Genomic DNA, 24,524 nt, shown 5'->3' with positions numbered 1-24,524 from the left:
TATCCCTGATTTTAAACGCTTTCGCGCTTTATTGCTGCGGGTTACCCGAGGTTATCAGGATTAAAGCCGTCGGGGAGAAACGTGGGCGCTGAAGCTTTTTGCTGATGTAACGGGTGGTGAGGTTTACCGGCCAGATAGCGATGGCGGAACAGATCGAAATGCCGGGTCAGGGCCATCCCGGCCGCAGTATCGCCAGCCTGCATCAGCAATTCTGCCGCCACTTCCGCCGTGCAGTGCTGACCTTCTGCGTGGATTTCGCGCAGCTGATAATTGGACGGCGTCGAAAGCTGAAGTGACATCACTGGCAGGGCATCCAGCCACGGGCTTTTACGAAACATCTTGCGCGCTTCGGTCCATGTTCCGTCCAGCATGATAAACAGTGGCGGCTTACCGCTGAGCGGCGGCACATTCATTACCGGGCGGCCCGCATCCGCGTAAGATTCAGGGAATACCACCAGCGGCTGCACATCCGGATTTTTTACCGCCGCCAGCAGTGCCGGATCCGGCTCGGTGCGTGACCAGCCAAAAGCCTGAGTATCCGGCAGGATATCGGCAATCAGTCGCCCGGTATTACTGGGTTTCATCGGTTCGCTGTCGAACATCACCAGGCAAAAACGACTGCGTGCCTGTTGCGGTTGTAGCGTGGCGCAAAGGCAGTTTTTCTTAGGCAGCAAACAACGCTGGCAGCGTGGAATACGGTTGCCACGGGCAAGAAAAGGGCGGGTGGCACGGGCGAGACGCTCAGCGCGCAGGCGAAGGACAGCGTTTTCAGTCATGGAGGCGAATTCAGGAAAAACGCCATTCTAGCGGAAATGCGGGAGAAGCAGTAGTGGCCAGGCGAACCTGACCACCGGCACTCAGATGTTTTCGTCGAGCCACTCGGTAAACGGAGCTTTCGGCATGGCACCGCTGAGCATATCCACCTTCTGACCCTGTTTGAAGACCATAATCGTAGGGATGCTGCGAATGCCGAAACGGGCACTCAGCTCAGGTTCGGCTTCCGTGTTCACCTTCAGGAAGCGCACCTGGCCGCTGCGCTCTCCCGCCACGTCTTTATAGACAGGCGCAAAGTTGACGCACGGACCGCACCAGGGTGCCCAGAAATCAATTACTACGGGCAAGTCATCCTGCAGGTATTTGTCGAGCGTGGCGGTGGTTGCATTAATGACCTCGCCGTTAAACAAATCGCTGCCGCAGCGGCCGCATTTCGCGCCGTCACTGATACGCTCTTGCGGAACGCGATTCGTCGCCTGGCATGAAGCACAAACCGTATTCATTGATTCACCTCGGTGATGTTGGGGTAAGCAGTTACTTACCGTGTGTCTGCCTCAGAATGCGGTAATTATGGCTGCCCTTATCGCAGGCAACAAAGAGATTTATTCAATGGGTATAATAGGTAGTGGCTCACAACGTTTTGCGGCGGGGCGTCAGGGCGGGAAAATGCCAGAAGCGCGCTTTATAATGGAAGTTGATAGCTAAGCGCTGCCACATCAGGTAATCTGCGCGCTTCGCGCTCAGCCAGGTGGAGGGAAAATGAACGACGAATTTAAAGGTAAAAGCGGTAAAGTCAAAGTGATGTATGTCCGCGGTGATGACGAGAACAGCAAAGGCGGGCAAAATCCCCGCACCGGTAAAGGTGGACCTCGTCAGGATGGCAATCGTCGTCCTTCACGAAACGCAGACAGCAAGCCGCGTGGCGGGCGCGATCGCGATATAGCACCAGGTGACTCACCATGGCGCACGGTTTCACGCGCGCCTTCGGCCTCAGCAGCCGGGGATGATAAACCGGATCACGGTGGCATCAGCGGCAAAAGTTATATTGACCCGGAGCAGATCCGTCGTCAGCGCATGGAAGAGACGCGGGTGTATGGCGAAAACGCCTGCCAGGCCCTGTTCCAGAGCCGTCCGGATTGCATCGTGCGTGCGTGGTTTGTTCAGGAGGTGACTCCGCGTTTCCGCGAGGCACTGAAATGGATGGCCGCTAACCGTAAAGCTTATCATGTGGTTGATGAAGCCGAACTGGCTAAAGCCTCCGGCACTGAGCACCATGGCGGCGTCTGCTTCCTGATCAAAAAGCGTTCAGGTATGCCGGTCAGCCAGTGGCTCTCAGCTGCGGGTGAAAAAGATTGCGTGCTGGCGCTGGAACAGATTGGCAATCCCCATAACCTGGGCGGCATGATGCGCAGCTGTGCACATTTTGGTGCGAAAGGATTGCTGGTAGATGATGCTTCCCTGCTGGAGTCAGGCGCAGCAGTGCGCACCGCAGAAGGCGGGGCTGAACACGTTCAGGCGATCAGTGGTGAAAGCTTCGAAGCCGGTCTGAACGCTTTCCGCAAAGCAGGCTATACCATTGTGACCACTTCCAGCCACAAGGGAACTCCTTTAGCACAGGCAACACTGCCGGCTAAAACGGTTCTGGTGCTGGGACAGGAAAGCGACGGTCTGTCAGACAGCGTCTGGCAACAGGGCGACCTGAGCGTCTCTATCGGGGGAACCGGTAACGTTGAAAGCCTCAATGTTTCGGTCGCCACCGGTATTCTGCTTGCCGAATGGTGGCGTCAGAACGCTTAAAGCCTGAGATGAAAAACGGCCCGGAAGGGCCGTTTTTTTTGCCTGGAAATCAGTGCGCGCCACCGCCACCGCTGCCGGAACCGAACGGCGGGCGGGCAAACCAGATCAGCACCAGCAGAGCAAGGAACACCGCTGCCGAAGCCCAGAAGATCTCGTTGGCGGAGATAATCAGTCCCTGGTTGGTGATCTGCTGCGCAATCCACGAGGAAGCCTGATCGTGCGTCATACCGATCTGCTCCAGCTTGTCGTACATTTGCTGCGAGTTAACGTTGTAAGCGTTCACTGACTCGCTGAGATAGCTGTGGTGCATTGACTCCCGATCGGTCCACATCGTTGTGGTGATCGAAGTGCCGATGGAACCGGCCAGCGTTCGCGTAAAGTTCGACAGACTGGATGCCGCCGCCAGTCTTTCAGGTGGCAGACCTGACAGGGTGATTGTGGTCAGCGGCATAAAGAAGCAGGCCACGGCAAAGCCCTGAATAAACTGCGGCCAGGCTGATGCCCCAAAATCCATCCCCGGCTCAAATGTATAAGCACGCCAGTAAAAGCACACCGCATACATAATAAAGCTGAAGGTGACCAGCTTGCGCATGTCCAGCTTGTGCGCGAAGCGCCCGATAATCGGCGAAAGGATCACAGGCAGTATTCCCACCGGCGCGGACGCCAGCCCGGCCCAGGTGGCGGTATAGCCATACACCTCCTGAAGCAGCTGCGGCAACAGCACTATCGAGCCGAAGTAGAGCATATAAGCCAGACTGATCGACAGGCAACCGATGGTGAAGTTTCTGGACTTGAACAGCGACAGGTCGACAATCGGGTGATCGTCAGTCAGCTCCCAGACCAGCAATACCAGCAGCGCCACCACCGCAATGATCGTCAGGATGACGATCTCCTTAGAACTGAACCAGTCCAGTTCCTTGCCGCGATCCAGCATCACCTGCAGGCAGCCAATGCCAACAATCAGCAGCACCAGCCCGACTGTGTCAATCGGTCTGATGACCGTGGCCGTTTCCCGGTTGCGCAGCGTTTGCAGCGTCAGCATCACCACCACCGCACCGATCGGCACGTTGATGAAGAAAATCCAGCCCCAGTGATAGTTATCACTGATCCAGCCGCCGAGGATCGGGCCGCAAATCGGCGCAACGATCACCGTCATTGCCCACAGCGAAAGGGCGATACTTCGCTTGGCCGGCGGATAGTTGCTCAGCAACAGACTTTGCGACAGCGGGATCAACGGGCCCGCCACCACGCCCTGGATCACGCGGAAGAAGATCAGCATCGTCAGGCTGTTGGACATACCACACAGCCAGGATGCCACCGCGAACGCCGCCGTGGCCCACAGGAACAGCTTCACCTCACCGACGCGCTTCGCCAGCCAGCCGGTAATCGGTATCGAAATGGCATTGGCGACGCCGAACGAGGTGATTACCCAGGTTCCCTGGGAGTTGGATGCTCCGAGGTTACCGGCGATAGTCGGGATGGCAACGTTAGCGATGGTCGAATCCAGCACCTGCATAAACGTAGCCAGCGACAGCGCGATGGTCATCAGAACCAGCTGGGTTCCTTCAAGCGGTTTTTGTGCCATAACAGCCCCCCGCCTGCTCAGCCAGCATTCGCGCGGATGATATCGGCAATCAGCTGGTTAACTGGTGCCAGGTCCAGTGCCAGCGCATTACTTTCGTAAGCCGGAGTTGAGCGAACGCTGGTGGCCAGCACGGCACCCTCTGTATTGTCGGTATCAACGCTGACCAGCGTCGACAGGCCAATACGCAGCGGATGTTTCGCCACTTCCTGCGGATCCAGTTCGATACGCACCGGCAGACGCTGAACCACTTTGATCCAGTTACCGGTAGCGTTCTGCGCGGGCAGCAGCGAGAACGCGCTACCTGTTCCCATATCCAGACCGACCACTTTGCCGTGATACACCACATCATCTCCATAGATGTCGCTGGTCACGGTGGCAGGCTGACCAATACGAACGTTGGCAAGCTGCGTTTCCTTGAAGTTAGCATCCACCCACAGGTTGTTGGCCGGGACCACAGCCAGCAGAGGAGTGGTGGAGGAGATTTGTGAACCAACCTGAACGCTGCGACGTGAGATAAAGCCGTCAATCGGGCTGACCACTTCAGTACGTTGCAGAGCCAGCCAGGCGTCACGCAGCTCGGCCGCGCTCTGTTTCACCGCAGGCTGGTTTTCCAGCGAGGTGTTCAGGATCATCGCCTGATTAGCATTGTATTGCTGCACAGCGACATCCAGCTGAGCTTTGGCGGTGGCCACAGCATCGCGCGCATGTTGCAGATCTTCTTTGCCAATCAGATTGGCGGCACCCAGCGGCTCACGACGCTTCAGATCGGCCTGCGCCTGATCGAGCGCGGTTTTCTGCAGGTCAATCGTCGCCTGATACTGCTTGCCGTTGATAATCAGCTGATGAGTCTGGCGTACGCTGGTGGCCAGGGCCGTCTGCGCTTGCTCAAAGGCCTGCTCAGCGTCGGTTTTATCCAGCGTGACCAGCACATCGCCTTTTTTGACATAGTCGGTGTTGTCGAACCACACCTTATTCACGCTGCCGGAGACCTGGGCCATCACCTGCGCCTGGTTTCCTGCGACATAAGCATCATCGGTTTCCTGGTAATGGCGTAGCACCATAAACCAGTAAACCAGCCAGGCAGCCCCGATTAAAATGAACAACACAGCCAGAAAAATTAACGCGCCTTTGCGTTTTTTCTTTTTGTTAGCTGGCTGCTGCGGTTGTTGGATCTCCGCATTTGCACTCATGGTTTTCTCCACGTTTTCCTGGCCTGCCCGACAGAATACCTGGCGGTAGCTCTGTCCGGATTCTAAAATGCCAGCGGGTTAGCGCTGGCATAAGTTTGAAAATTAGCGGTTTAAAATAGCGGTTACCGGCGGCCGGGGTGTCGCTTAATATGCTATTGCCGGATGACTTAGCGAGAAAGTGAGGTAATCACTTCTTCTTCATCCATTTGATCGAGGCGGGTCAGCAACTTACGGGTGATCCCTTCCAGCTGAGTCTTTTCAGAAGAACTCAGGGCGGACCACAACAGCTGCAGGCACTGATGCTGCGGTGGCAGCAGCTGGCGCAGGAATTCATTGCCTTTCTCGGTCAGATGCAGATGCAGACAGCGACGGTCGTTATCGCTTTCGCGACGCTCAATCCAGCCGCGTTTTTCCAGCTCATCGGCAATGCGGGTGGCATTGGTACGGGATGAACCCAGCGCGGAGCTGAGTTCAGAAGGCTGAATGCTGTGGTTTTCCTGTGCATCCAGGGTGATTAATGCCATGAACAGCGTCTCGTTAATTCCCTGAGCCTTGAGCATTTTGTTGCGGTTTTCCAGCAGTTTGCTCTGCATGTGCATGCACAGCCGCGTCAGCATGATTTCCTGTAACGGGAAATCTTTCTGACGGTTAGCGCGGAAATTCAGCATCTGTTCAATGGGAGTAAACGAACTTTCCATCTGGGGGAACCTCATAAGTTGCAACTGGTATCGTAACGATGGTGATAACAAGGGTTACTCCTGCGGTCAGGCTGTTTTTTCAGGACCGGGAGACACCATCCGTAATGTCCAGGTCACTCCATAACCCAGGGCGCTAAACAGCATCGACAGAGTGATGCTGCAGCTTGATTCAGTTAACCTGAAAGCCTGAACCCCTCAGGGCAGGCCAAAGCCGCGCAGAATGTTGGAAATCCCGGCCACGCTGAACGTCAAAAGTGACGTGAAGATGAACGCAGCGACGATATTCTCAACCTCTTTGCGGACGAACCCGGCCACAATGGACGGGCATATAATCTGCTGTTCGGTGAAGAGCGGAAGACATTTTTATCTCTGCAACTTACACAACAGGTAACAAGTCTTTATAATTCAATCAGTACAGTAAATGAACGTTACCCGATCGGGCATTCCGTTCATCTCTTAATAGTTTCATGCGAAAAAATAACCAACATGAATAACTACAATGCTAACCATACCAGACTGTGTAAACGGTTAACAAGGCACTGGTCCTGAAAATTACTTAATTAATTATTTTACGGCTGAGAGGTGCTTGCTTCATAACGGGCTCCCCACCACCAGTTCAACAGATTAAGTATCGTTATGAAAGCACCCGCAGCGCAGACTCCGTGCCAGCCCGCGTGCTGAAAAGCGGTGGCAGAAATGAGTGAGCCGAATGCGCCGCCAATAAAATAGCTGGTCATATATCCTGCGGTTAGCCGGTTACGGGCCTCTGGCATACGACGGTAGATCACGCTCTGATTGGTTATATGGACGCCCTGCACGGACAGGTCGAGCAGGATAATGCCAACAATCAGCGCGACCAGTGAATAACTTCCCACTGCGGTGATGCCCCAGGAGAGCAGCATGATGACCAATCCGCCGGTGGTGGTCAGTCGGGCTTTGCCTTTGTCAGCCAGTGAGCCAGCCTGCCGTGCGGCCAGTGCCCCGGCAGCGCCCACCAGGCCCAGCAGCCCGATCTCGCCTTCAGAGTAGCCATACGGCTTCGATGCCAGCAGGAAAGCCATTGAGGTCCACAGCACGCTGAAATTGGCAAATGCCAGGCAGCCAGTGACTGCCCGCGTTCTCAGAACCGGCGTGGTGAAGTAAAGAGTAAAAATGGAGCCGAGCAGCTGGCCGTAGTTCAACGGAACCGATTGCTTATAACGGGGCAGAAAACGCCACAGCGCCAGAGCCATCAACACCATCAATACGCTGGCCATCCAGTAGACGGTTCGCCAGCCACCCAGTTGAGCAAGGCCACCTGCCACCGTTCGGGCCAGCAGAATGCCTAACAGCAGGCCACTCATCACCGTGCCCACCACTTTGCCGCGTTTTTCCGGCGCGGCCAGTGTGGCAGCCAGTGGGACTAAAATCTGGGCAACGACAGAGAACAGGCCGGTCAGCATGGTTCCCAGCAGCATCACGGGTAATGTTGGTGAAAGGGCAGTGATCACCATCCCACCAGCGGCCAGCAGGCTCATGATAACGATCAGCCCACGGCGCTCCAGCATGTCACCCAGCGGAACCAGCAGCAGCAATCCGGCAGCGTAGCCGAGCTGGGCGGTGGTCACGATAAAACCAGCCTGATTCACGGAAAGGGCAAAAGTACGGGCGACAGTCTCCAGCAGAGGCTGCACATAATAGTTGCAGGCTACAGAAAGGCCGGTTGCTACGGACATCAGAGCAACAAGGGCAGGGTTAAGACCTGGCTGGGGGGATTTCATCGCGCTCAATATGGTAGTAAATAAATGCAGTAACCGAATAGTAACCTAAAAAACTATTTCACTCACAAGATAATTCACAGGGCAAACCAGTAAAAAAAGGGTGACGCCAGCGCCACCCTCTGGTGCAGTTTGTTATTGCTTACTTCGCTGCGGCCATCGCGTCCTTCACCCAGCCATCGAACTGTGCCTGGTGTGCTTTGATCCAACCGTCAACGTGGGCATTGATATCTGCTTCTGAAGACTGACCCTGATGCATGCGGGAGTTCTGTGCGTTGATATCCGCAATTGGCAGCTTCATTTCAGAGAACAGCTTCGCTGCCGCCGGGTTTTTCTCTGCCCAGGCTTTGTTGGCAACAATATGCATCACGTTAACCGGAAAGCCGTAGTTAGCGCCATTAGGCAGTTTGGTGTCGATATCCTTCTGCGCGCCAGGCATCGAAGAGTACGGCACCTGCAGCCACACCACATCACGGCCCGGAACCAGCACGTCGCTCACCCAGTAAGGCGTCCAGGTGTAATACAGGATTGGTTTGCCTTCTTTGAAGCGAGTGATCGTGTCGGCAATCATCGCTGAATAGTTACCCTGATTATGGGTCACCGTATTGCTCAGGCCATACGCCTGAATCTGGTGGTTGATCACTGCCTCACAGCCCCAACCTGGCGTACAGCCGGTCAGATCGGCTTTGCCATCTCCGTTGCTGTCAAACAGCTTCGCCAGCTTCGGATCTTTCAGCTGATCGATGCGGGTGATGTGATATTTCTCTGCGGTTTTTTTATCGATCAGATAACCCTGGGCGGCGCCCTCAACATAAGTTCCCTGACGATAAAATTTCGCGTCGGCGCCTGTGGATTTGTACATATCATCGTGCAGTGGCTGCCAGTTGGTGGCGATAAAAGTGCCGTCACCTGACGCGATTGACGTGTAGGCAACGTTATAGTCGACTTCGGAAGGCTGTTCGACGGTGTAACCCAGCTTTTCCAGACCACGGCTGACCAGCAGAGTCTGGAAAGTTTCTTCCGAAATGCTGCTCTGCAGGGGTTTAACAGTGATCCCTTTGCCTGGCAGGTCGGCAGCGGAAACGTGAGAGGCGGCCAGCGTGGTAAATGCGGCGGCTAACAATGCTGTCTTACGCATAGTGGATCCTTATTTTGATTTATCTTGCACAGAAGCAGGTGACGCGCGCAGGGCACGCCACCAGAAGCGTAATGGTGTTATTTAATAAATGGACGAGTCAGCAGGCCCAGTGGACCACTGGCATACCAGCGGCGTGCTCCCCGGCTGCGGCTGTCACGACCCACCGACTGGGTCAGACGGTCGAGGATAATGGCGAGGATCACAATCCCCACGCCACCCACGGTAGCCAGCCCCATATCCAGGCGGCCAATCCCGCGTAGCACCATCTGGCCCAGGCCGCCCACGGCGATCATCGAGGCGATGACCACCATCGACAACGCCAGCATTAACGTCTGGTTGACCCCGGCCATAATGGTCGGCATCGCCAGTGGCAGCTGCACTTTGAACAGCAACTGGCGTGGGTTGGCCCCGAAGGAGTCCGCAGCCTCAATCAAATCGGCTGGCACCTGTTTAATCCCCAGAATGGTCAGGCGAACAATCGGCGGCAGGGCAAAGATAATGGTCACCACCACACCGGGCACGTTGCCGATACCAAACAGCATGACGATAGGCACGAGGTAAACGAAGGCCGGAGTGGTCTGCATGGCATCCAGCAGCGGACGGATGATTTTCGCTGCCCTCTCGCTGCGGGCCAGCCAGATGCCCAGCGGAAGCCCGATGAGGATGCAGAACAGCAGCGCAGTGAGCACCAGCGCCAGCGTCACCATCGCCTGTGACCAGGCTCCTATCGCGCCAATGGCGATCAGGGAAACCAGCGTGGCGATGCCCATACCGAGGCTGGACATCTGCCAGGCGATCAGGGCAAACACCACGATGGCTACTGGAGCAGGCATGCCCAGCAACATATGCTGGAAGGCGCTGAGAATGTAATCCACCGGTACGCGAATGCCCTGGAAAACCGGCCGGAAATGGGAAACGATCCAGTCGATACCGGTTGTTACCCAGCTGTCCAGCGGGATCCATGTTTTGTGGAACGGATCGAGAATATTGAAATGTTCCACCTGGGGTGCCGGAGCGCTGTTCAGCCAGTCGCTGCCTCCGCTGGTAGCGGCATCATGCCCGGCAGGGGCTGCACTACCGGTTGGTGCGGCATCTGCCGGCGCGGAGGAGGCACCCGGAGTGGACCAGGGATCGCTGCTGCTGGCAGCAGACTGGGCGCTGTCAGCGGCCGGTGCCGAAGGAGCCGGAGCTGGCTGGGAGGACGCTGTTGCCCATGGATCGGTTATCTGTTCACTCATTGCTGGCTCCTTCGCGATCTAATGCCTGTAATAACATGCCTTTGGAAATAATTCCGATGTACTGGTTGTCTTCGCCCACAATCGGGACGGCACAGGGTGCCTGGGCAACGTGTGACAACAAGTCGTTCAGTGAGGTCTCACCAGGCATAGCTGCAGGAGCAGCGAGGATGGCGCCATCCAGTCCTTCACCGGAAGCCAGAGCGGCCTTCAGTGAATCGGTTGACACCACACCAACAAAACGCTGTTTTTCCAGGATATAACCGTACTCACGATCATCGTCCTGCAGAAGCTTCAGCGCCGAACGCGGGCCAAAGCCCGGCGCTTTACGCATCAGCGAACCGGCACCACGACGGGCAATATCTTTCGCGCTGAAGACGTGGCTGATATCCACGCCGCGGAAGAAGGTGCGCACATAGTCATTGGCCGGGTTATTGAGGATCTCATCCGGCGTGCCGACCTGAACCACTTCACCGCCCTGCATAATGGCAATTCGGTCGCCGATACGCATGGCTTCATCCAGGTCGTGAGAGATAAATACGATGGTACGCTGGTGGCGGGACTGCAATTTCACCAGTTCATCCTGCATTTCGGTGCGGATTAAAGGATCAAGTGCTGAGAAGGCCTCATCCATCAATAATATGTCCGGATTAATCGCCAGGGCGCGGGCTAATCCAACACGCTGACGCATACCGCCGGATAATTCATCAGGGTAGGCGTGGGCATAATTATCCAGCCCTACCTGGCGCAGAGCATCAAGCGCTTTTTCCTGACGTTCCTGTAGCGGAATTCCGGCCAATTCCATCCCGAAGGCGGCATTATTTAACACCGTCATATGCGGCATTAATGCGAAGGATTGGAATACCATGCTGATTTTATTTCGGCGAACCTGGCGTAATTCGTGGTCGGATATTTTGGCGATATCGACGCCATCAATAATAACCTGACCGCGAGTCGGTTCTATCAGACGATTGAGAAGGCGAACCATTGTGGATTTACCGGAGCCGGATAATCCCATGATCACGAATATCTCGCCTTCTTCAATGGCCAGACTGGCGTCTTTCACGCCGAGGGAGAGTCCTGTTTTCTCCAGAAGTGCTTCTTTACCGATCCCTTTTTCAATGTGCTTAAAGGCACGGTCGGGATTTTCCCCGAAAACTTTATATAAATTTTTAACTTCGAGTTTTATAGCCATGTGATGGTTATATTCCTGGTTGGCGGTTAATTTCTTCTGTTTCTGTTTTGTCCTGGTTGAATATTAGCGGCCTATACCGTAGCACACTGAGATTCTGAGACAACCCTTCAGGCGCTTTCTGGAAATTCAGGTTGAGACAGCAATCTCCGAAAATGCCAGAGGGGGTAAGGGATTGCGGGGAATTTCAATGGGCTAAAAAAAATGAATATTTCGCCGCAAAAACACCGTTTCGCTGGCAAAATATTGCGTCAGGTGTCGCATTTTCCTGTCAAATAAAGGGAGGGAAAACGTCATTTATTTGTCATCCGATCTTGGTTGAACGGCTGATTAATAAAAAAATAATGGCACGGAAAGCAGGGAAAAGTGGCCGAAGGACTCAGCCACCTGAAAGGGGCTTAAAAATTCCAGTCTTCGTCTTCAGTATCGACCGCTTTGCCCATCACATAGGAGGAGCCGGAACCGGAGAAGAAGTCGTGGTTTTCGTCCGCATTGGGCGACAGGGCTGAGAGGATAGCCGGGTTGACGTCAGTCAGTTCCGCCGGGAACAACGCCTCGTAGCCGAGGTTCATCAGCGCTTTGTTAGCGTTGTAATGCAGGAATTTGTTCACCTCTTCCGTCCAGCCCACTCCGTCGTACAATTCGGCGGTATAGACCAGTTCGTTCTCGTAAAGCGCCAGCAACAGTTCTACAGCAAACTGCTGCAGTTCATCCCTCCGCGCCTGGCTCTCTTTCTCCAGCGCTTTCTGGTACTTATAGCCAATGTAATAGCCATGAACCGCTTCATCTTTGATGATCAGACGGATCAGATCGGCGGTGTTGGTCAGCTTGCCGCGGCTGGACCAGTACATCGGCAGATAAAAACCGGAATAAAAGAGGAATGACTCCAGAAACACGCTGGCTATTTTCTTTTTCAGCGGGTCAGCATGGTGGTAATGCTCCAGCACGATATCGGCTTTACGCTGCAGGGATTGATTCTCTTCGCTCCAGACATAGGCGGCGTCCACATCACTGGAGTGACAGAGCGTGGAGAAAATCGAGCTGTATGAGCGGGCATGCACCGCTTCCATAAAGCTGATATTGGACATCACCGCTTCTTCATGAGGCGTCAGTGCATCTTCCATCAGTGCCGGAGCACCGACGGTATTCTGGATCGTATCCAGCAGCGTCAGGCCGGTAAAGACCCGGATAGTCAGCTGCTGTTCGTCAGCGTTCAGGCTGTTCCAGGCGGGAATATCATTGGACAGCGGCACTTTTTCCGGCAGCCAGAAGTTAGACGTCAGGCGGTTCCAGACCTCCAGATCCTTCTCGTCTTCGATCTGATTCCAGTTAATGGCGTGAATACGTTTTAGTTTCATTATTTAGTCTTCCGGGGCAGGCCTGCCCTGCCCTCTGGGTGTTAGCTTACAACGAGCAGGAAACGCAGCCTTCGACTTCGGTACCCAGCAGGGCCATCTGGCGCAGGCGGATGTAATAGAGCGTCTTGATACCTTTTTTCCAGGCGTATATCTGCGCCTTATTAATGTCGCGAGTGGTGGCGGTATCGCGGAAGAACAGCGTCAGCGACAGCCCCTGATCGACGTGGCGGGTGGCTTCAGCGTAGGTATTGATAATCGCTTCAGGCCCGATGTCATAAGCGTCGCGGTAAAACGCCTGGTTATCGTTATTCATAAACGGCGCAGGGTAATAGACGCGGCCGGTTTTCCCCTCTTTTCGAATTTCAATACGCGACACAATCGGGTGGATGCTGGAAGTGGCGTGATTGATATAAGAGATGGATCCCGTTGGCGGAATTGCCTGCAGATTCTGGTTGTAAATGCCGTGTTCCATGACCAGATTGCGCAGTTCCAGCCAGTCCTGCTGAGAGGGCAGGGTGAAACCGGCACGTTGAAACAGCGCGGCAATTTCTGCAGTGCGCGGCTGCCAGCTCTGATTTACATACTGTTCGAAGTATTCTCCGCTGGCGTAGCGGGAATCCTCAAAACCGGCAAAACGCTCTCCGCGTTCCTGAGCAATCAGGTTTGAAGTGCGCAGCGCGTGGTAAGTGATGGTGTAGAAGTAAAGATTGGTGAAATCCAGCCCGGCTTCTGAGCCGTACTGAATGCCTTCACGCGCCAGATAGCCATGCAGGTTCATCTGCCCCAGACCAATCGCGTGCGACTGCGCATTGCCGCGCTCAATCGAAGGCACCGAGTTGATATGGCTTTGATCCGAGACTGCGGTCAGGCCGCGCACTGCGATTTCCACCGTGCGGGCAAAATCCGGAGAGTCCATGGTGTGCGCGATGTTCAGCGAGCCGAGGTTGCAGGAAATATCCTTGCCGATGCGACGATAGCTGAGATCGTCGTTGTACTCGGTTGGCGTGTTGACCTGCAGGATCTCCGAGCAAAGGTTGCTCATATTGATCCTGCCCTGAATCGGGTTCGCACGGTTCACCGTGTCTTCAAACATGATGTAGGGATAGCCCGACTCAAACTGAATTTCCGCCAGCGTCTGGAAGAACTCACGTGGATTAATAAAGGTGCGGCGAATGCGATCGTCGGCCAGCATCTCTTCGTACTTCTTGCTGATGCTGATATCCGCAAACGGCTGACCGTAAATCCGCTCCACGTCATAAGGAGAAAACAGCGCCATTGGCTGGTTAGTTTTCGCCAGCTGGAAGGTGATATCCGGGATCACCACGCCAAGCGACAGCGTTTTGATGCGGATTTTCTCGTCGGCGTTTTCTCGTTTGGTATCCAGAAAGCGCAGGATATCGGGGTGATGAGCGTGCAGATATACTGCGCCAGCGCCCTGACGCGCGCCCAGCTGGTTGGCGTAAGAGAAGGCATCTTCCAGCATTTTCATCACCGGGATCACCCCGGACGACTGGTTTTCAATACGCTTGATGGGGGCACCGGATTCACGCAGGTTCGACAGCAGAAACGCCACGCCGCCGCCACGTTTGGATAGCTGCAGGGCCGAGTTTACCGCGCGGCCAATGGATTCCATATTGTCTTCGATGCGCAGCAGGAAGCAGGAGACCAGTTCGCCGCGCTGCTGCTTACCGCAGTTCAGGAAAGTCGGCGTGGCAGGCTGGAAGCGCCCGGCCAGCATCTCTTCCATCAGCGACAGGGCCAGCGTCTGGTCACCTTTCGCCAGCGTCAGAGCGACCATGCAGACGCGCTCGGTGAAACCTTCCAGATAGCGTTTGCCATCAAACGTTTTCAGCGTGTAGCTGGTGTAAAATTTCCAGGCGCCAAGGAATGTCTGGAATCGGAAACGGCGTGCGTAGGCCTGTTCAAACAGCAAACTGACAAATTCGAATGGATAAGCGTTAAGCACCTCCGCCTCGTAATAGCCTTCAGAAACCAGATACTGTAAGCGCTCACCCACCGAATCAAAGGCGACGCTGTTCGGTAGCACGTGCTGCAGAAAATAGTGGCGGGTCGCCTCATGGTCTTTATCAAACTGAATTTTGCCGTCTGCGTCATAGAGATTAAGCATCGCGTTCAGCGAGTGGTAATCCGCTGCGACCGGATTTAGGATTATGAGTGTACTTTCTGTCGCTGCCAAAATTCGGTTACTCCCTGAGATACGTTAGCGATGTCGTCACGGGTGCCCAGCAGTTCAAAGCGGTAAAGGCACGGCACCTGACATTTCTGCGCAATGATGGTGCCTGCCAGACAATAGGCTTCACCAAAATTACGGTTCCCCGCGGCAATCACACCGCGGATCAGCTGGCGGTTACTGACATCGTTTAAAAACTGGATGACCTGTCTGGGCACTGCTCCCCTCGCCGTGCCGCCGCCATAGCTGGGGACAACCAGGATATAGGGTTCATCGACCCTCAGGCAGTGTTCATCCTCCAGCGGAATGCGCAGGGCGGGTAAGCCGGTGCGAAGGACAAAGCGATGTGTGTTTTCCGACTGGCTGGAGAAATAGACCAGTGTCGACATCTGCTCAGCCCCGCATGGCGGAGAGCTGACGGAGGGCAGAGATTTTATCCGGGCGGAAACCGCTCCAGTGATCTTCTTCCGCCATCACCACCGGCACCTGGCGGTAGCCCATGGATTTCAGCGTTTCCACTGCGGCGGGTTCATGGTCGAGATTGACCAGCTGGTAATCGATACCCTGCTTATCCATCGCATTTTTCGTCGCATTGCACTGGACACAGTTGTTCTTTGTGTAAATAATAATGCGCATGATTCGTATTTACCTTGTTGGCCGGATGACGTCTCGAATGGCACGATTTTTGCTGACTATCGTTACCGCCGGAGTGCCACATGTAGTGGCTGTCTCAATGAGTTAAATACTAGATATAGTGGTTTGGAATTGCAACCACGCAATATCCAGGTTTTTATGATTTCTTTATTTTTACCGTTGCTAAGCCTTGTCACCAGAGGCTTGAGGCCAGATAAAAAAAATCCCCACAGCGCAAACTGCAGGGATTTCGGCGGGAAAGGACGGGATCAGTGACGGGAAGTTGTGGTAGTGGCAATCAGCGCACCCACAAAAACGCCCAATGCAGTACCAATCCCCACACCATGCCAGGGCTTGTCACGGATATAAGAATCAACGTGATCGCCAGCGTCTTTTGCCGCCTGAGTCACACGGTTGCGGCCATGCAATTTAGCGCGGGTTTCTTTCAGCAAAGCTTCAGCACGTGAACGCGCGCCATCAACTTCATCCTTTGTTTTGCTGCCGTAAGATTTCAGCAGATCGTCAAGGGTATCAGCCAGCTGTGAAACGTCCTGATTGATATCAATGTCTTCGTTTTTAGGTGTCCGGTTAAACATTTATCTCTCCCCTGGAAATGAAACGTACTATTAACTGTAGACCATTACCGAGTTTTTTAGTGACCCGAACCGGGATCTGGGCCGTTTCTGGATTATTCCGAAAGCGCCAGCCCTTCACGCTGTTGTAAGGTTGCTGGGTTGGCACGTTTTAGAGGATTAAGCATGTATTTACGCCCTGATGAGGTGGCTCGCGTACTGGAAAAAGCGGGGTTTGAGATGGATGCGGTGACCGCAAAAGCCTATGGATATCGCCGCGGAGACAGCTACGTGTATGTGAACCGTGAAGCAAGGATGGGCCGTACCGCACTGGTGATCCACCCGACGTTAAAAGAGAAAAGCCATAGCTATGCGGAACCCGCTTCCGATATGAAAACCTGTGAACACTATGTGCAGTTTCCAATGTATCTGGCCGGTGACAATCAGGATCACTACGGCATCCCACACGGCTTCAGTTCGCGTGCGGCGCTGGAGCGTTACATCACTCTTATGTTCGGATGATCTCTCACGATCCTCGTGAATTCAGCGCATATCTGTACTGATGGCGCTGAAACCTCTCTCCTGCTGCACTCATCCCCACACTCTGTACCGTTGTTTTGCTGCGGAATAATCGGTATAACGCTGGCTTATGTGGAAGTTTAGACGTCTATACGGATAACTCAGCGATGTAGCAATCTCAGCAGGACACCGCGCAACCATTCATACGCACCATGAAAACCCGCCACTGCGGCCTGCCTTTTGTGGCGCTCTGTTATGGGGCTTACTATTTCACGCAGTTGCTGAAGAAGCGCGATACCGCGAAGGAGACTCAGCATGTTTCCGACTGATATGACCGTGCAACAAAGGGTAGCCGCTGGCCTGGTGCTGGATGGCGCAATGGCGACCGAACTGGAAGCGCGCGGCTGCGATTTGACCGATGCGCTGTGGTCGGCGAAGGTGCTGATTGAAAATCCGGAACTAATCTACCAGGTTCACTACGACTATTTTAAAGCGGGCGCACAAGTTGCTATTACCGCCAGCTATCAGGCTACGCCGCAGGGTTTTGCAAAGCGTGGGCTGAGTGCAGGCGATTCGCTGCAGCTGATTGCCCGCAGCGTTGAGCTGGCCAGCCGCGCCAGAGGGGATTATCTTGCTGAGCATCCGGATGCGGGAGCGTTGCTGATCGCGGGGTCTGTCGGACCTTATGGTGCTTTCCTGGCGGATGGCTCGGAATATCGTGGCGATTATTCGCTGCCGCAGCAGGAAATGATGGATTTCCATCGTCCGCGCATTCGAGCCCTGATTGATGCGGGTGCAGATATCCTGGCTTGTGAAACCCTGCCTTCCTTTGCGGAAATCCAGGCGCTGGTGGCGCTGCTACAGGAATTCCCGGCCACGCCAGCATGGTTTTCCTTCACGCTGCGTGACAGCGAACACCTGAGCGATGGCACGCCGCTAAGTGAAGTGGTGGCTCTGCTGGACGGCTGCCCGCAGGCCGTCGCGCTGGGCATTAACTGCATCGCACTGGATAAAGTAACCGCAGCGCTGGAAGTCCTTTCATCGCTGACTGCCAGGCCGCTGGTGGTCTATCCAAATTCTGGTGAGCAGTATGATGCCACCAGCAAAACATGGCACAGTGATGCTTCCACCTGCACACTGATTGATAATCTTCAGGTCTGGCAAAAAGCCGGTGCGAAGCTGATAGGCGGCTGCTGCCGGACCACGCCTGCCGACATCGCGGCCATTGCTCAACATTGCCGCTTGTGATAACCCACTGAAAATTTGCGTTATAACGCCCGCACTTGCCGGGTGTTAATAATGAAAACCCGCCTCACTCCGCTTAGACTATTCTGAATATTTAATCCGGCAGGAAGGCTTATGAGAAAGCTTTTATTGGCACTGGCTTCAGCGTGGTTGCTGAGCGGCTGTGCAACAATAGTGGGCGATAAAACCCAGGATGTGGCGATCCAGACGTGGCCGCAGGGCGTGAAGTTTGTGGTGCAGGATGAGACTGGAAGAGCAGTTGCTGAAGGTATCACCCCGAAAACCGTGACGCTTGAGAAATCTGACGGCAGTTACTTAGGCAAGAAAAAATACACGCTGCAGCTTGAGCGTGCGGGTTATGTCCCGCAGACCATCCCGCTGGAGGAGAGGGCTAACCTCTGGTATATCCTGGGCAACATCCCTCTGGGCGGTTTCCCGGGCTGGCTGATTGTCGACCCGTTCAACGGGGGGATGTATAACATTGAGCCAGCAAAAGTGCAGACCATTATGAATCCGGTGGGCGCGCGCGGCTGATAAATTGGGGCATCGGTAAGGTGCCCCGGAACAGAACGACTTATTGTGCGGTAGGCTGAACCATCGTATGAGGCGGCTTGTGCCTGGCCAGATACTGAGGCTGGAAGATGCACATGCGGATGGTATTACGGTATTCGCCGTTGATGAAGAACTCATGGATCAGCTCCCCTTCAATTTCAAAACCTAATTTGGAATAGATGTGGATCGCCTTTTCGTTCTCTTTATCGACAATCAGGTACAACTTGTAGAGGTTTAGCACCGAGAAGCCGTAATCCATCGCCAGCCTGACCGCTTTACTGGCCAGCCCTTTGCCCTGATGGCTGGGGGCGATGATAATCTGAAATTCTGCCCGGCGATGAATGTGATTGATCTCAACCAGTTCAACCAGTCCGGCCTTATCCCCTTCATATTCCACTACAAAGCGGCGTTCGCTCTGGTCGTGAATGTGCTTGTCATAAAGATCGGACAGTTCGACAAACGCCTCATAAGGTTCTTCAAACCAGTAACGCATGACGCTGGCGTTATTATCCAGCTGGTGAACAAATCTCAGATCTTCCCGTTCCAGCGGACGGAGTTTGACACCCTGTTCTGCAGGCATGGCAGACATATATTTTCCTTGTTGCAGATGCATTATTGCCTGAAGAAGTATACGTCTGGCGATGAGGAATGGCACTGAGCAGGGCAGGAGCTGGATCAATAACTGAGCCGCCAGCCGGAAAAAGTGGCTGGCGGTTTAACAGCGGTTAAGCTAAATCAGAAGTTGTAGCCAACCACCAGGTAGTAACCCCAGCCAGTGGATTTCACTTCAAACGGACCGTTGCCGAAATTGAGTTCCTGGCCATCAGCCCACTGTCCGCCGTTGTGGAACCAGCGCGCTACGAAGGAGTAGTGCCAGTGATCATAGCCCAGCGAGAGGATATGGCTTGAGGCAATGGAATTGCTGGTGCGCGAAGCATCAGACTTGTCACGCAGGTCTGAACCCCAGTCAAAGTTGGTGAAGCCTACGTAGCTCAGGTTACCGCCCCAAAGGGTGGTAATTGGCACGAAGTATTTCACCTTGAAGCGATAACCATCCCAGCTGTTTTCATTGGCAGCACCGTAGTTCTCCCACTGATATTTGGCATAGACGTTCAGCGACAGGCCGACATCTGAATGGGTATCGATATCGGTGCCCAGCCCCATATACAAGGTATTCTGACGGTTCGCGCTGTTATGGCCCATATCGTAGATATAGTTGTTGGCGAAGTACCACTCTTTGAACGGGCCGAAGCTCAGATCGGTGTTGGTCAGCTTATCAATAGAGAAACGAGGTTCGATCTCCATAAACAGGGGAGAACCTTTGTCCCAGATGCCACTGTCATTCGAATTACCCGCTCCGAAGAATTTAGGCACATCAACGTAACCATAAAAGTCGAACCAGTCTTTTTTGGCGAAGGCTTCATATTCCAGATAAACGTCGTTATTCAGACGAGGTCCAAAGCGGGTGTGGTAGCTACCCACCACGTTTACGCTCTGGTGCCACCAGTCGGAAACATATTCAGGACCATCGGTTGCAGCAAAAGAAGAGGCACTATAAGAAAGCGCAGCCAGGGCGCCAGCCATCACAATTTTATATTTCATTATATTACCACATGCTTATCGACCATTTTCTGCTGACAGCGCGATGGTCTTATTAAGACGTTATCAGGGGAGAAGTGGGTGGCTGTATTTACAGCGGAAAACACCCGTACCGGATGCTGTGGCAGTGTGCCGTCATCCGCGTTTAAGGAAATAGAGATTGCTCACACTTGTCAAACTCTGTTTCATTTCAGTTCAATTAAAATGTGATATTCATCACATAAACATGCGTTTAGTGAGAGAGAGGATTCGGTGACGTTCTCAGGTGAATTTTTACCGTGAGTAATCGTTTGCCTCGGTGGGGAAGTGAAACGACTTCAACAAACTGGAAAACAGTGATGAATTTTGTGCACTGACAGGTGATATTTTTTATAAGTTTTACTTATGGTTCTGGTCTGGATCCAGAATGGTGCGAGTTCGATTTTTATACGATTACAGGCCCACGGCTGGGGTACTGTTTCTTTAGCAAGGCTGATATCAGGATGCGGTTTGTTATGAAAAAATATTATTCGGTGACACAATAATTAATTTGAGTTAAGTAAATTATTTAACATTAAATTAATCTGAATTAACGTGAAGGAAATAAAAAAGCCCGGCCATAAGGCCGGGAAGCTCATCTTTAGATTTATGTACAGCCTTATTTCAGAGTAAGAATGAGGCAGTGAATGCTGGGGCATTAAGTGAATCATTCTTAACTGAAGTATCGATTATAAATATCACGACAGTAAAAACTAATACTTAAAGTGGGGAATTGGATATTTAATTTTATTAGTTTAGGGTATTTGGGTATGTATGTTATAATTTGAACAAAAAAGGATCGATTGTATCTTAATAAGTACGAATCATTCCGGATATATTCTAAAGTGATTTTTGATTCATAATTTCTGATTTGAGTTAAGTTTCTTTTTAAGCGGTTTTTATATTTTAATGTTTATGGGAGTGTAAGTATCCCGCAAAAACGAACCATTCACATTTAGAGATCTTCCGGCATACTTACTCTGCTAATGAAGGAGATCGCTATGCGTAAAGCACGATTCACCGAACACCAGATTATTGCTGTCCTGAAGTCTGTCGAAGCTGGACGTATCGTGAAAGAGGTCTGTCGTGAGGCCGGGATTTCCGAAGCCTCCTATTACAACTGGAAATCGAAGTATGGGGGGATGGAAGCATCTGATATTAAAAAGATCAAAGATCTGGAAGATGAAAATCGTCGTCTCAAACAGATGTTTGCCGATCTGAGTCTTGAATGCCGGGCGCTGAAAGACGTCATCGAAAAAAAGCTTTAAAACCAGCGATAAAGCGTGAGCTCGCCAGCTATCTGACGACGCAGTATACGATGAGCATACGCCAGGCATGCAGGATATTATCGCTGAGCAGGACGGTGTTTCGTTATCAACCGGATACCCGACGTGATGAGCCGGTGATCCAGAGCCTGACTGAGGTGGCCGAACGTTATCCGCGCTACGGATTTAAGAAGCTTTTTCAGGTGCTTCGCAGGAAGGGGCATGTCTGGAACCACAAGCGCGTACACCGGATATATTGTCTGCTAAAACTTAATTTTCGTCGTAGGGGTAAACAACGCCTGCCGGTGCGTAATCCGGCTCCGCTGGCAACGGTGGAAGCACTTAACCAAAGCTGGTCGATTGATTTTATGCACGACGCGCTGACATGCGGCCGACGTTTTCGGACTTTCAACGTCGTGGATGATTTTAACCGTGAAGCTCTGGCTATCGAAATTGACCTGAATATCCCGGCGCAGCGGGTCGTCCGGGTGCTGGACAGGATAGCAGCACCCCGTGGATATCCGCTGAAGATGCGGATGGATAATGGGCCGGAGCTGGTATCACTGGCTCTGGCGCAATGGGCTGAAGAATATGGTGTGATGCTGGAATTTATTAAGCCGGGTAAGCCGACCCAGAACGCGTTTATCGAACGTTTTAACAGGACGTACCGGACAGAAATACTGGATTTTTATCTGTTCAGAACACTGGATGCAGCGCGGGAAATAACGGAGCGCTGGCTGAATGAATACAACAGTGAGCGGCCTCATGAATCCCTGAATAACCTGACGCCGGAAGAATATGGGCTGATGGCTGAGAAACTGGAAATCTCAAAAAGTGCCTGGAACTAAAACTGGTGTACTTACATGGCGGTAACCCCGATGCGGGAGTATGGTCGGAAATTGGGGCGCTTGATCAGCGTGAGGCTAACCTGCTGATTGCCGGTGCTTTTGCCCAAGGTGTTAACTTCATCGATACGGCTGATGTTTATTCTTTTGGCCAGTCAGAACGTAGGGTAGGTCAGGCCCTGAGAGATCTGGGAATAACCAGGAGCGAGGTAGTTCTGGCTACCAAAACAGCTGGTGTAATGGGAGATAAACCTAACGATCAGGGCGTGTCACGCGGGCATATCATGGATTCGGTGCAAAGAAGCCTGGAGCGGCTTCAGGTAGATCATATTGATCTTTACCAGATTCATACCTGCGATCCGGTTACTCCCGTTGAGGAAACACTTCGGGCCCTTGATGACCTGACGCGGCAGGGATTAATTCGTTATGTCGGCGTTTCAAACTGGCCTGCAGGCAAACTGGGTAAAGCTCTGGGGCTGAGTGAAGCGCTTTACGCACTCGTTTCGAGACGCTGCAGGCGTATTATACGATCGCCGGGCGAGACGTGGAGCGTGAACTGGTGCCACTGGTCACAGAAGAGAGGATGGGCCTGCTTGTCTGGTCGCCCCTTGCCGGTGGGTTACTCTCCGGGAAGTTTGGTCCAGGAGCCCCAACGGAAGAAGGTTCCCGGCGAAGCCACTTCGATTTTCCCCCCGTCGAACTTGCACAGGCATGGCGATGTGTGGCTGAGATGCGCGCCATTGCCGATGCGCGTGGTGTCACAGTGAGCAGGATAGCGCTTGCCTGGTTACTTTCCAGACCACAGGTTACCAGCGTTATTATCGGTGCAAAACGTCTTGAGCAGCTCGAAGACAATCTCGCTGCGGTCGATATTGTTCTTAGTGAAGATGAGCTTGAACGGCTCGATTCAGTCAGCGCACTTCCTCCTTACTATCCCGGCTGGATGATAGATCACCAGAATGCAGGCAGGTATCCGCGTCCTTATCAGGGGAAAGTCTGACTTCGCAGAGCACATTACCGATGCAAAAAAGCTCACAAGGTTATCACCATGTGGGCTCTCAGCGCTTCTGCGGACGTTCTGACTGGTCCTGTCAGCCCTGGCCGGAGTAGGGGAGGCGGAGATATTTATGCTGGGCGGTTGAGGAGCGGCAGATTTCGGCCGCTGCCAGGTGTTGTGTAGTCGAGCCAGGTGCCTCTCTCTTTTTGTGACTGGACTGCATTTGGCATCACTACCAGGCCTGGCTTTAAAACCGGGTTGGTTATCTTTTATTTTTGTTGGACATTTTTTTAAAATATATAATTAACGCTAATTCGATAAGAAGAAAAGACAATACAACAATTAAGAGTATGTGATTGTGCCAGATTTTATATGATATACCACCCAGTATAATGGCTATGCCAACAGGGAAATAGCCAAAAATAAAATCATCTTTAATAGATGCTAACCAAACTGTAAATAACCTCTTCATTTAATTAGTCTCATAATATCTGATGCAATTTGCTCATCGCTTTTCATTGATTGATTCGCAGTATCAACTTTATTGAAAATTGGTTCAACAATAAAATAAAGCATTCCAATTTCTGCGTGATATAATGCCTTGTATACAAAAGGTTTTCGTTGTTTTAGTCTTGCTACTGCTTGTGCAGCAATATTAACCAGGTCATAAACACTGAAAGCAGTTACAGCCCCTCTTGAAACTTTGGTGATTAAAGAATCGACGGCAGCACGCATGCCAAAACTTGAGCAAATCGCACTTGATATAGCGTAAGAAAATGCCTCTTTTGTATATTTCCCGCTTGCAATGCAGGCACCTTTTTTTAAAAGAATAAGATGAATTTTATCAGCTCGTTCTTCGGATGTTCCAGATATCATATCTTTAACAAGAAGCTGGACAATTCCTGAAATTACATTTGGTTTAATTCCAAGATTTATCAATGCCTTTACGAAACGTAAATCCTCATGTAGCAGGTTAGAACATACATCCTGATAATTATCAAAAAAACACGACGAATACCAAGTTAACCGGGTGAACCCTGATGTGATTTTTTCGGCTTGATCAAGTGCCATTCGACCCGAGCCCTGGATACCTTTATCCAAAAGAATGGCCAGTTGTTTATCTGCTTCTAATTTATCGCTAATTAGTTGGTTGTAACTCACTTTTCCCACTCAAAATCTTCCTTGTGTATAGTGGCTATCCGATCTCCCTTGATGTGCAGAACTGAAACAATATTAGGCAGTCGATTAACCACCGTTACTATGTGGTTTAATCAGTGGATTGTAAACTGGACTGACCCCACAACCGTAGACATTTCCTGTCCTCACGACGAGGCCAGTTCAAAGGCCTCCGGACTGACGCCGCC

Annotated in this window: 22 protein-coding genes and 2 pseudogenes; 7 read left to right on the top strand and 17 right to left on the bottom strand. The window is 52.6% G+C overall.

Annotated features, from left to right (window positions below; all coding sequences use genetic code 11):
• Window positions 1–41 precede the first annotated feature (41 nt).
• Entirely contained in the window at window positions 42–776 is a 735-nt protein-coding gene (locus AC3Y5R_RS23265; RefSeq protein WP_158782653.1) for a tRNA-uridine aminocarboxypropyltransferase, read from the bottom strand.
• Window positions 777–857: 81 nt separating this feature from the next.
• A complete protein-coding gene (gene trxC, locus AC3Y5R_RS23260) occupies window positions 858–1,277 on the bottom strand; it encodes a thioredoxin TrxC (RefSeq protein ID WP_158782654.1) in 420 nt (139 codons plus the stop codon).
• A 256-nt stretch (window positions 1,278–1,533) separates the two neighbouring features.
• Here trxC and AC3Y5R_RS23255 point away from each other — a divergent pair, with 256 nt between their 5' ends.
• Entirely contained in the window at window positions 1,534–2,571 is a 1,038-nt protein-coding gene (locus AC3Y5R_RS23255; RefSeq protein WP_489923297.1) for a tRNA/rRNA methyltransferase, read from the top strand.
• 49 nt (window positions 2,572–2,620) lie between these two features.
• On the opposite strand, the gene emrB is transcribed toward AC3Y5R_RS23255, so the two are convergent.
• The 12 genes from emrB to AC3Y5R_RS23195 all read right to left on the bottom strand — a co-directional run bounded on the left by emrB (window position 2,621) and on the right by AC3Y5R_RS23195 (window position 16,144).
• Window positions 2,621–4,156: a multidrug efflux MFS transporter permease subunit EmrB gene (emrB, locus tag AC3Y5R_RS23250; protein WP_158782656.1), complete on the bottom strand. Its 1,536-nt coding sequence runs from the start codon at window positions 4,154–4,156 to the stop codon at window positions 2,621–2,623.
• Between the two features lie 17 nt (window positions 4,157–4,173).
• A complete protein-coding gene (gene emrA / locus AC3Y5R_RS23245; RefSeq protein ID WP_489923296.1) occupies window positions 4,174–5,346 on the bottom strand; it encodes a multidrug efflux MFS transporter periplasmic adaptor subunit EmrA in 1,173 nt (390 codons plus the stop codon).
• A 167-nt stretch (window positions 5,347–5,513) separates the two neighbouring features.
• On the bottom strand, window positions 5,514–6,044 hold the full coding sequence (gene mprA, locus AC3Y5R_RS23240) for a transcriptional repressor MprA (RefSeq protein ID WP_489923295.1): 531 nt from the start codon (window positions 6,042–6,044) through the stop codon (window positions 5,514–5,516).
• Window positions 6,045–6,613: 569 nt separating this feature from the next.
• Window positions 6,614–7,804: an MFS transporter gene (locus AC3Y5R_RS23235; RefSeq protein ID WP_489923294.1), complete on the bottom strand. Its 1,191-nt coding sequence runs from the start codon at window positions 7,802–7,804 to the stop codon at window positions 6,614–6,616.
• Between the two features lie 139 nt (window positions 7,805–7,943).
• On the bottom strand, window positions 7,944–8,939 hold the full coding sequence (gene proX, locus AC3Y5R_RS23230) for a glycine betaine/L-proline ABC transporter substrate-binding protein ProX (protein ID WP_489923293.1): 996 nt from the start codon (window positions 8,937–8,939) through the stop codon (window positions 7,944–7,946).
• A gap of 77 nt (window positions 8,940–9,016) precedes the next feature.
• Window positions 9,017–10,177, bottom strand: a complete 1,161-nt coding sequence (gene proW / locus AC3Y5R_RS23225) for a glycine betaine/L-proline ABC transporter permease ProW (protein WP_489923292.1) — start codon at window positions 10,175–10,177, stop codon at window positions 9,017–9,019.
• On the bottom strand, window positions 10,170–11,369 hold the full coding sequence (gene proV / locus AC3Y5R_RS23220) for a glycine betaine/L-proline ABC transporter ATP-binding protein ProV (RefSeq protein ID WP_489923291.1): 1,200 nt from the start codon (window positions 11,367–11,369) through the stop codon (window positions 10,170–10,172). Before proV ends, proW begins: the two co-directional genes overlap by 8 nt.
• A gap of 395 nt (window positions 11,370–11,764) precedes the next feature.
• Complete coding sequence (nrdF, locus tag AC3Y5R_RS23215; protein ID WP_158782663.1) at window positions 11,765–12,724, bottom strand: class 1b ribonucleoside-diphosphate reductase subunit beta; 960 nt, start codon at window positions 12,722–12,724, stop codon at window positions 11,765–11,767.
• A gap of 46 nt (window positions 12,725–12,770) precedes the next feature.
• Window positions 12,771–14,897, bottom strand: a complete 2,127-nt coding sequence (gene nrdE / locus AC3Y5R_RS23210; RefSeq protein ID WP_489923303.1) for a class 1b ribonucleoside-diphosphate reductase subunit alpha — start codon at window positions 14,895–14,897, stop codon at window positions 12,771–12,773.
• Window positions 14,894–15,304 carry a class Ib ribonucleoside-diphosphate reductase assembly flavoprotein NrdI gene (gene nrdI / locus AC3Y5R_RS23205; RefSeq protein WP_489923290.1) on the bottom strand — a complete coding sequence of 137 codons (411 nt, stop codon included), beginning with the start codon at window positions 15,302–15,304 and terminating at the stop codon, window positions 14,894–14,896. The genes nrdE and nrdI overlap by 4 nt, the downstream gene beginning before the upstream one ends.
• Window positions 15,305–15,308: 4 nt before the next feature.
• Window positions 15,309–15,551 carry a glutaredoxin-like protein NrdH gene (gene nrdH / locus AC3Y5R_RS23200; protein ID WP_489923289.1) on the bottom strand — a complete coding sequence of 81 codons (243 nt, stop codon included), beginning with the start codon at window positions 15,549–15,551 and terminating at the stop codon, window positions 15,309–15,311.
• Between the two features lie 266 nt (window positions 15,552–15,817).
• Window positions 15,818–16,144 (bottom strand): DUF883 family protein, encoded by a 327-nt coding sequence (locus AC3Y5R_RS23195; protein ID WP_489923288.1) that lies wholly within the window; start codon window positions 16,142–16,144, stop codon window positions 15,818–15,820.
• A 162-nt stretch (window positions 16,145–16,306) separates the two neighbouring features.
• On the opposite strand from AC3Y5R_RS23195, the gene AC3Y5R_RS23190 reads away from it, so the two are divergent.
• The 4 genes and pseudogenes from AC3Y5R_RS23190 (at window position 16,307) to AC3Y5R_RS23175 (ending at window position 18,418) form a co-directional block, all read left to right on the top strand.
• Window positions 16,307–16,642, top strand: coding sequence for a DUF2002 family protein (locus AC3Y5R_RS23190; protein WP_158782668.1), 336 nt, complete (start codon window positions 16,307–16,309; stop codon window positions 16,640–16,642).
• Window positions 16,643–16,866: 224 nt separating this feature from the next.
• A pseudogene (locus AC3Y5R_RS23185) lies at window positions 16,867–16,968 on the top strand (hypothetical protein); the annotation flags it as partial.
• A gap of 1 nt (window position 16,969) precedes the next feature.
• Window positions 16,970–17,887, top strand: a complete 918-nt coding sequence (gene mmuM / locus AC3Y5R_RS23180; RefSeq protein WP_489923302.1) for a homocysteine S-methyltransferase — start codon at window positions 16,970–16,972, stop codon at window positions 17,885–17,887.
• A 111-nt stretch (window positions 17,888–17,998) separates the two neighbouring features.
• Entirely contained in the window at window positions 17,999–18,418 is a 420-nt protein-coding gene (locus AC3Y5R_RS23175; protein WP_158782671.1) for a hypothetical protein, read from the top strand.
• A gap of 40 nt (window positions 18,419–18,458) precedes the next feature.
• On the opposite strand, the gene speG is transcribed toward AC3Y5R_RS23175, so the two are convergent.
• Window positions 18,459–19,016: a spermidine N1-acetyltransferase gene (gene speG / locus AC3Y5R_RS23170; protein ID WP_158785290.1), complete on the bottom strand. Its 558-nt coding sequence runs from the start codon at window positions 19,014–19,016 to the stop codon at window positions 18,459–18,461.
• 155 nt (window positions 19,017–19,171) lie between these two features.
• The gene (locus tag AC3Y5R_RS23165) at window positions 19,172–20,038 is read right to left on the bottom strand and encodes a nucleoside-specific channel-forming protein Tsx (protein ID WP_489923287.1); all 867 of its coding nucleotides are present in this window, start codon (window positions 20,036–20,038) and stop codon (window positions 19,172–19,174) included.
• 1,016 nt (window positions 20,039–21,054) lie between these two features.
• On the opposite strand from AC3Y5R_RS23165, the gene AC3Y5R_RS23160 reads away from it, so the two are divergent.
• A protein-coding gene (locus tag AC3Y5R_RS23160; RefSeq protein WP_489923286.1) for an IS3 family transposase occupies window positions 21,055–22,166 on the top strand; the annotation gives its coding sequence in 2 pieces (ribosomal slippage) (window positions 21,055–21,316 and window positions 21,316–22,166; 1,113 coding nt in all).
• A pseudogene (locus AC3Y5R_RS23155) lies at window positions 22,157–23,163 on the top strand (aldo/keto reductase). Before AC3Y5R_RS23160 ends, AC3Y5R_RS23155 begins: the two are co-directional and overlap by 10 nt.
• 465 nt (window positions 23,164–23,628) lie before the next feature.
• Here AC3Y5R_RS23155 and AC3Y5R_RS23150 read toward each other — a convergent pair.
• A complete protein-coding gene (locus AC3Y5R_RS23150; RefSeq protein ID WP_489923285.1) occupies window positions 23,629–24,330 on the bottom strand; it encodes a hypothetical protein in 702 nt (233 codons plus the stop codon).
• Window positions 24,331–24,524 lie beyond the last annotated feature (194 nt).

The sequence above is a fragment of the Erwinia sp. 009765445 genome, assembly GCF_058137865.1.
This window is presented reverse-complemented; position numbering and strand designations above follow the sequence as displayed.

Excerpts from the sequence above, each read along its gene's own strand:
- AC3Y5R_RS23265 (WP_158782653.1), bottom strand. The coding sequence starts at position 776 with ATGACTGAAAACGCTGTCCTTCGCCTGCGCGCTGAGCGTCTCGCCCGT.
- trxC (WP_158782654.1), bottom strand. The coding sequence starts at position 1,277 with ATGAATACGGTTTGTGCTTCATGCCAGGCGACGAATCGCGTTCCGCAA.
- AC3Y5R_RS23255 (WP_489923297.1), top strand. The coding sequence starts at position 1,534 with ATGAACGACGAATTTAAAGGTAAAAGCGGTAAAGTCAAAGTGATGTAT.
- emrB (WP_158782656.1), bottom strand. The coding sequence starts at position 4,156 with ATGGCACAAAAACCGCTTGAAGGAACCCAGCTGGTTCTGATGACCATC.
- emrA (WP_489923296.1), bottom strand. The coding sequence starts at position 5,346 with ATGAGTGCAAATGCGGAGATCCAACAACCGCAGCAGCCAGCTAACAAA.
- mprA (WP_489923295.1), bottom strand. The coding sequence starts at position 6,044 with ATGGAAAGTTCGTTTACTCCCATTGAACAGATGCTGAATTTCCGCGCT.
- AC3Y5R_RS23235 (WP_489923294.1), bottom strand. The coding sequence starts at position 7,804 with ATGAAATCCCCCCAGCCAGGTCTTAACCCTGCCCTTGTTGCTCTGATG.
- proX (WP_489923293.1), bottom strand. The coding sequence starts at position 8,939 with ATGCGTAAGACAGCATTGTTAGCCGCCGCATTTACCACGCTGGCCGCC.
- proW (WP_489923292.1), bottom strand. The coding sequence starts at position 10,177 with ATGAGTGAACAGATAACCGATCCATGGGCAACAGCGTCCTCCCAGCCA.
- proV (WP_489923291.1), bottom strand. The coding sequence starts at position 11,369 with ATGGCTATAAAACTCGAAGTTAAAAATTTATATAAAGTTTTCGGGGAA.
- nrdF (WP_158782663.1), bottom strand. The coding sequence starts at position 12,724 with ATGAAACTAAAACGTATTCACGCCATTAACTGGAATCAGATCGAAGAC.
- nrdI (WP_489923290.1), bottom strand. The coding sequence starts at position 15,304 with ATGTCGACACTGGTCTATTTCTCCAGCCAGTCGGAAAACACACATCGC.
- nrdH (WP_489923289.1), bottom strand. The coding sequence starts at position 15,551 with ATGCGCATTATTATTTACACAAAGAACAACTGTGTCCAGTGCAATGCG.
- AC3Y5R_RS23195 (WP_489923288.1), bottom strand. The coding sequence starts at position 16,144 with ATGTTTAACCGGACACCTAAAAACGAAGACATTGATATCAATCAGGAC.
- AC3Y5R_RS23190 (WP_158782668.1), top strand. The coding sequence starts at position 16,307 with ATGTATTTACGCCCTGATGAGGTGGCTCGCGTACTGGAAAAAGCGGGG.
- mmuM (WP_489923302.1), top strand. The coding sequence starts at position 16,970 with ATGACCGTGCAACAAAGGGTAGCCGCTGGCCTGGTGCTGGATGGCGCA.
- AC3Y5R_RS23175 (WP_158782671.1), top strand. The coding sequence starts at position 17,999 with ATGAGAAAGCTTTTATTGGCACTGGCTTCAGCGTGGTTGCTGAGCGGC.
- speG (WP_158785290.1), bottom strand. The coding sequence starts at position 19,016 with ATGCCTGCAGAACAGGGTGTCAAACTCCGTCCGCTGGAACGGGAAGAT.
- AC3Y5R_RS23165 (WP_489923287.1), bottom strand. The coding sequence starts at position 20,038 with ATGAAATATAAAATTGTGATGGCTGGCGCCCTGGCTGCGCTTTCTTAT.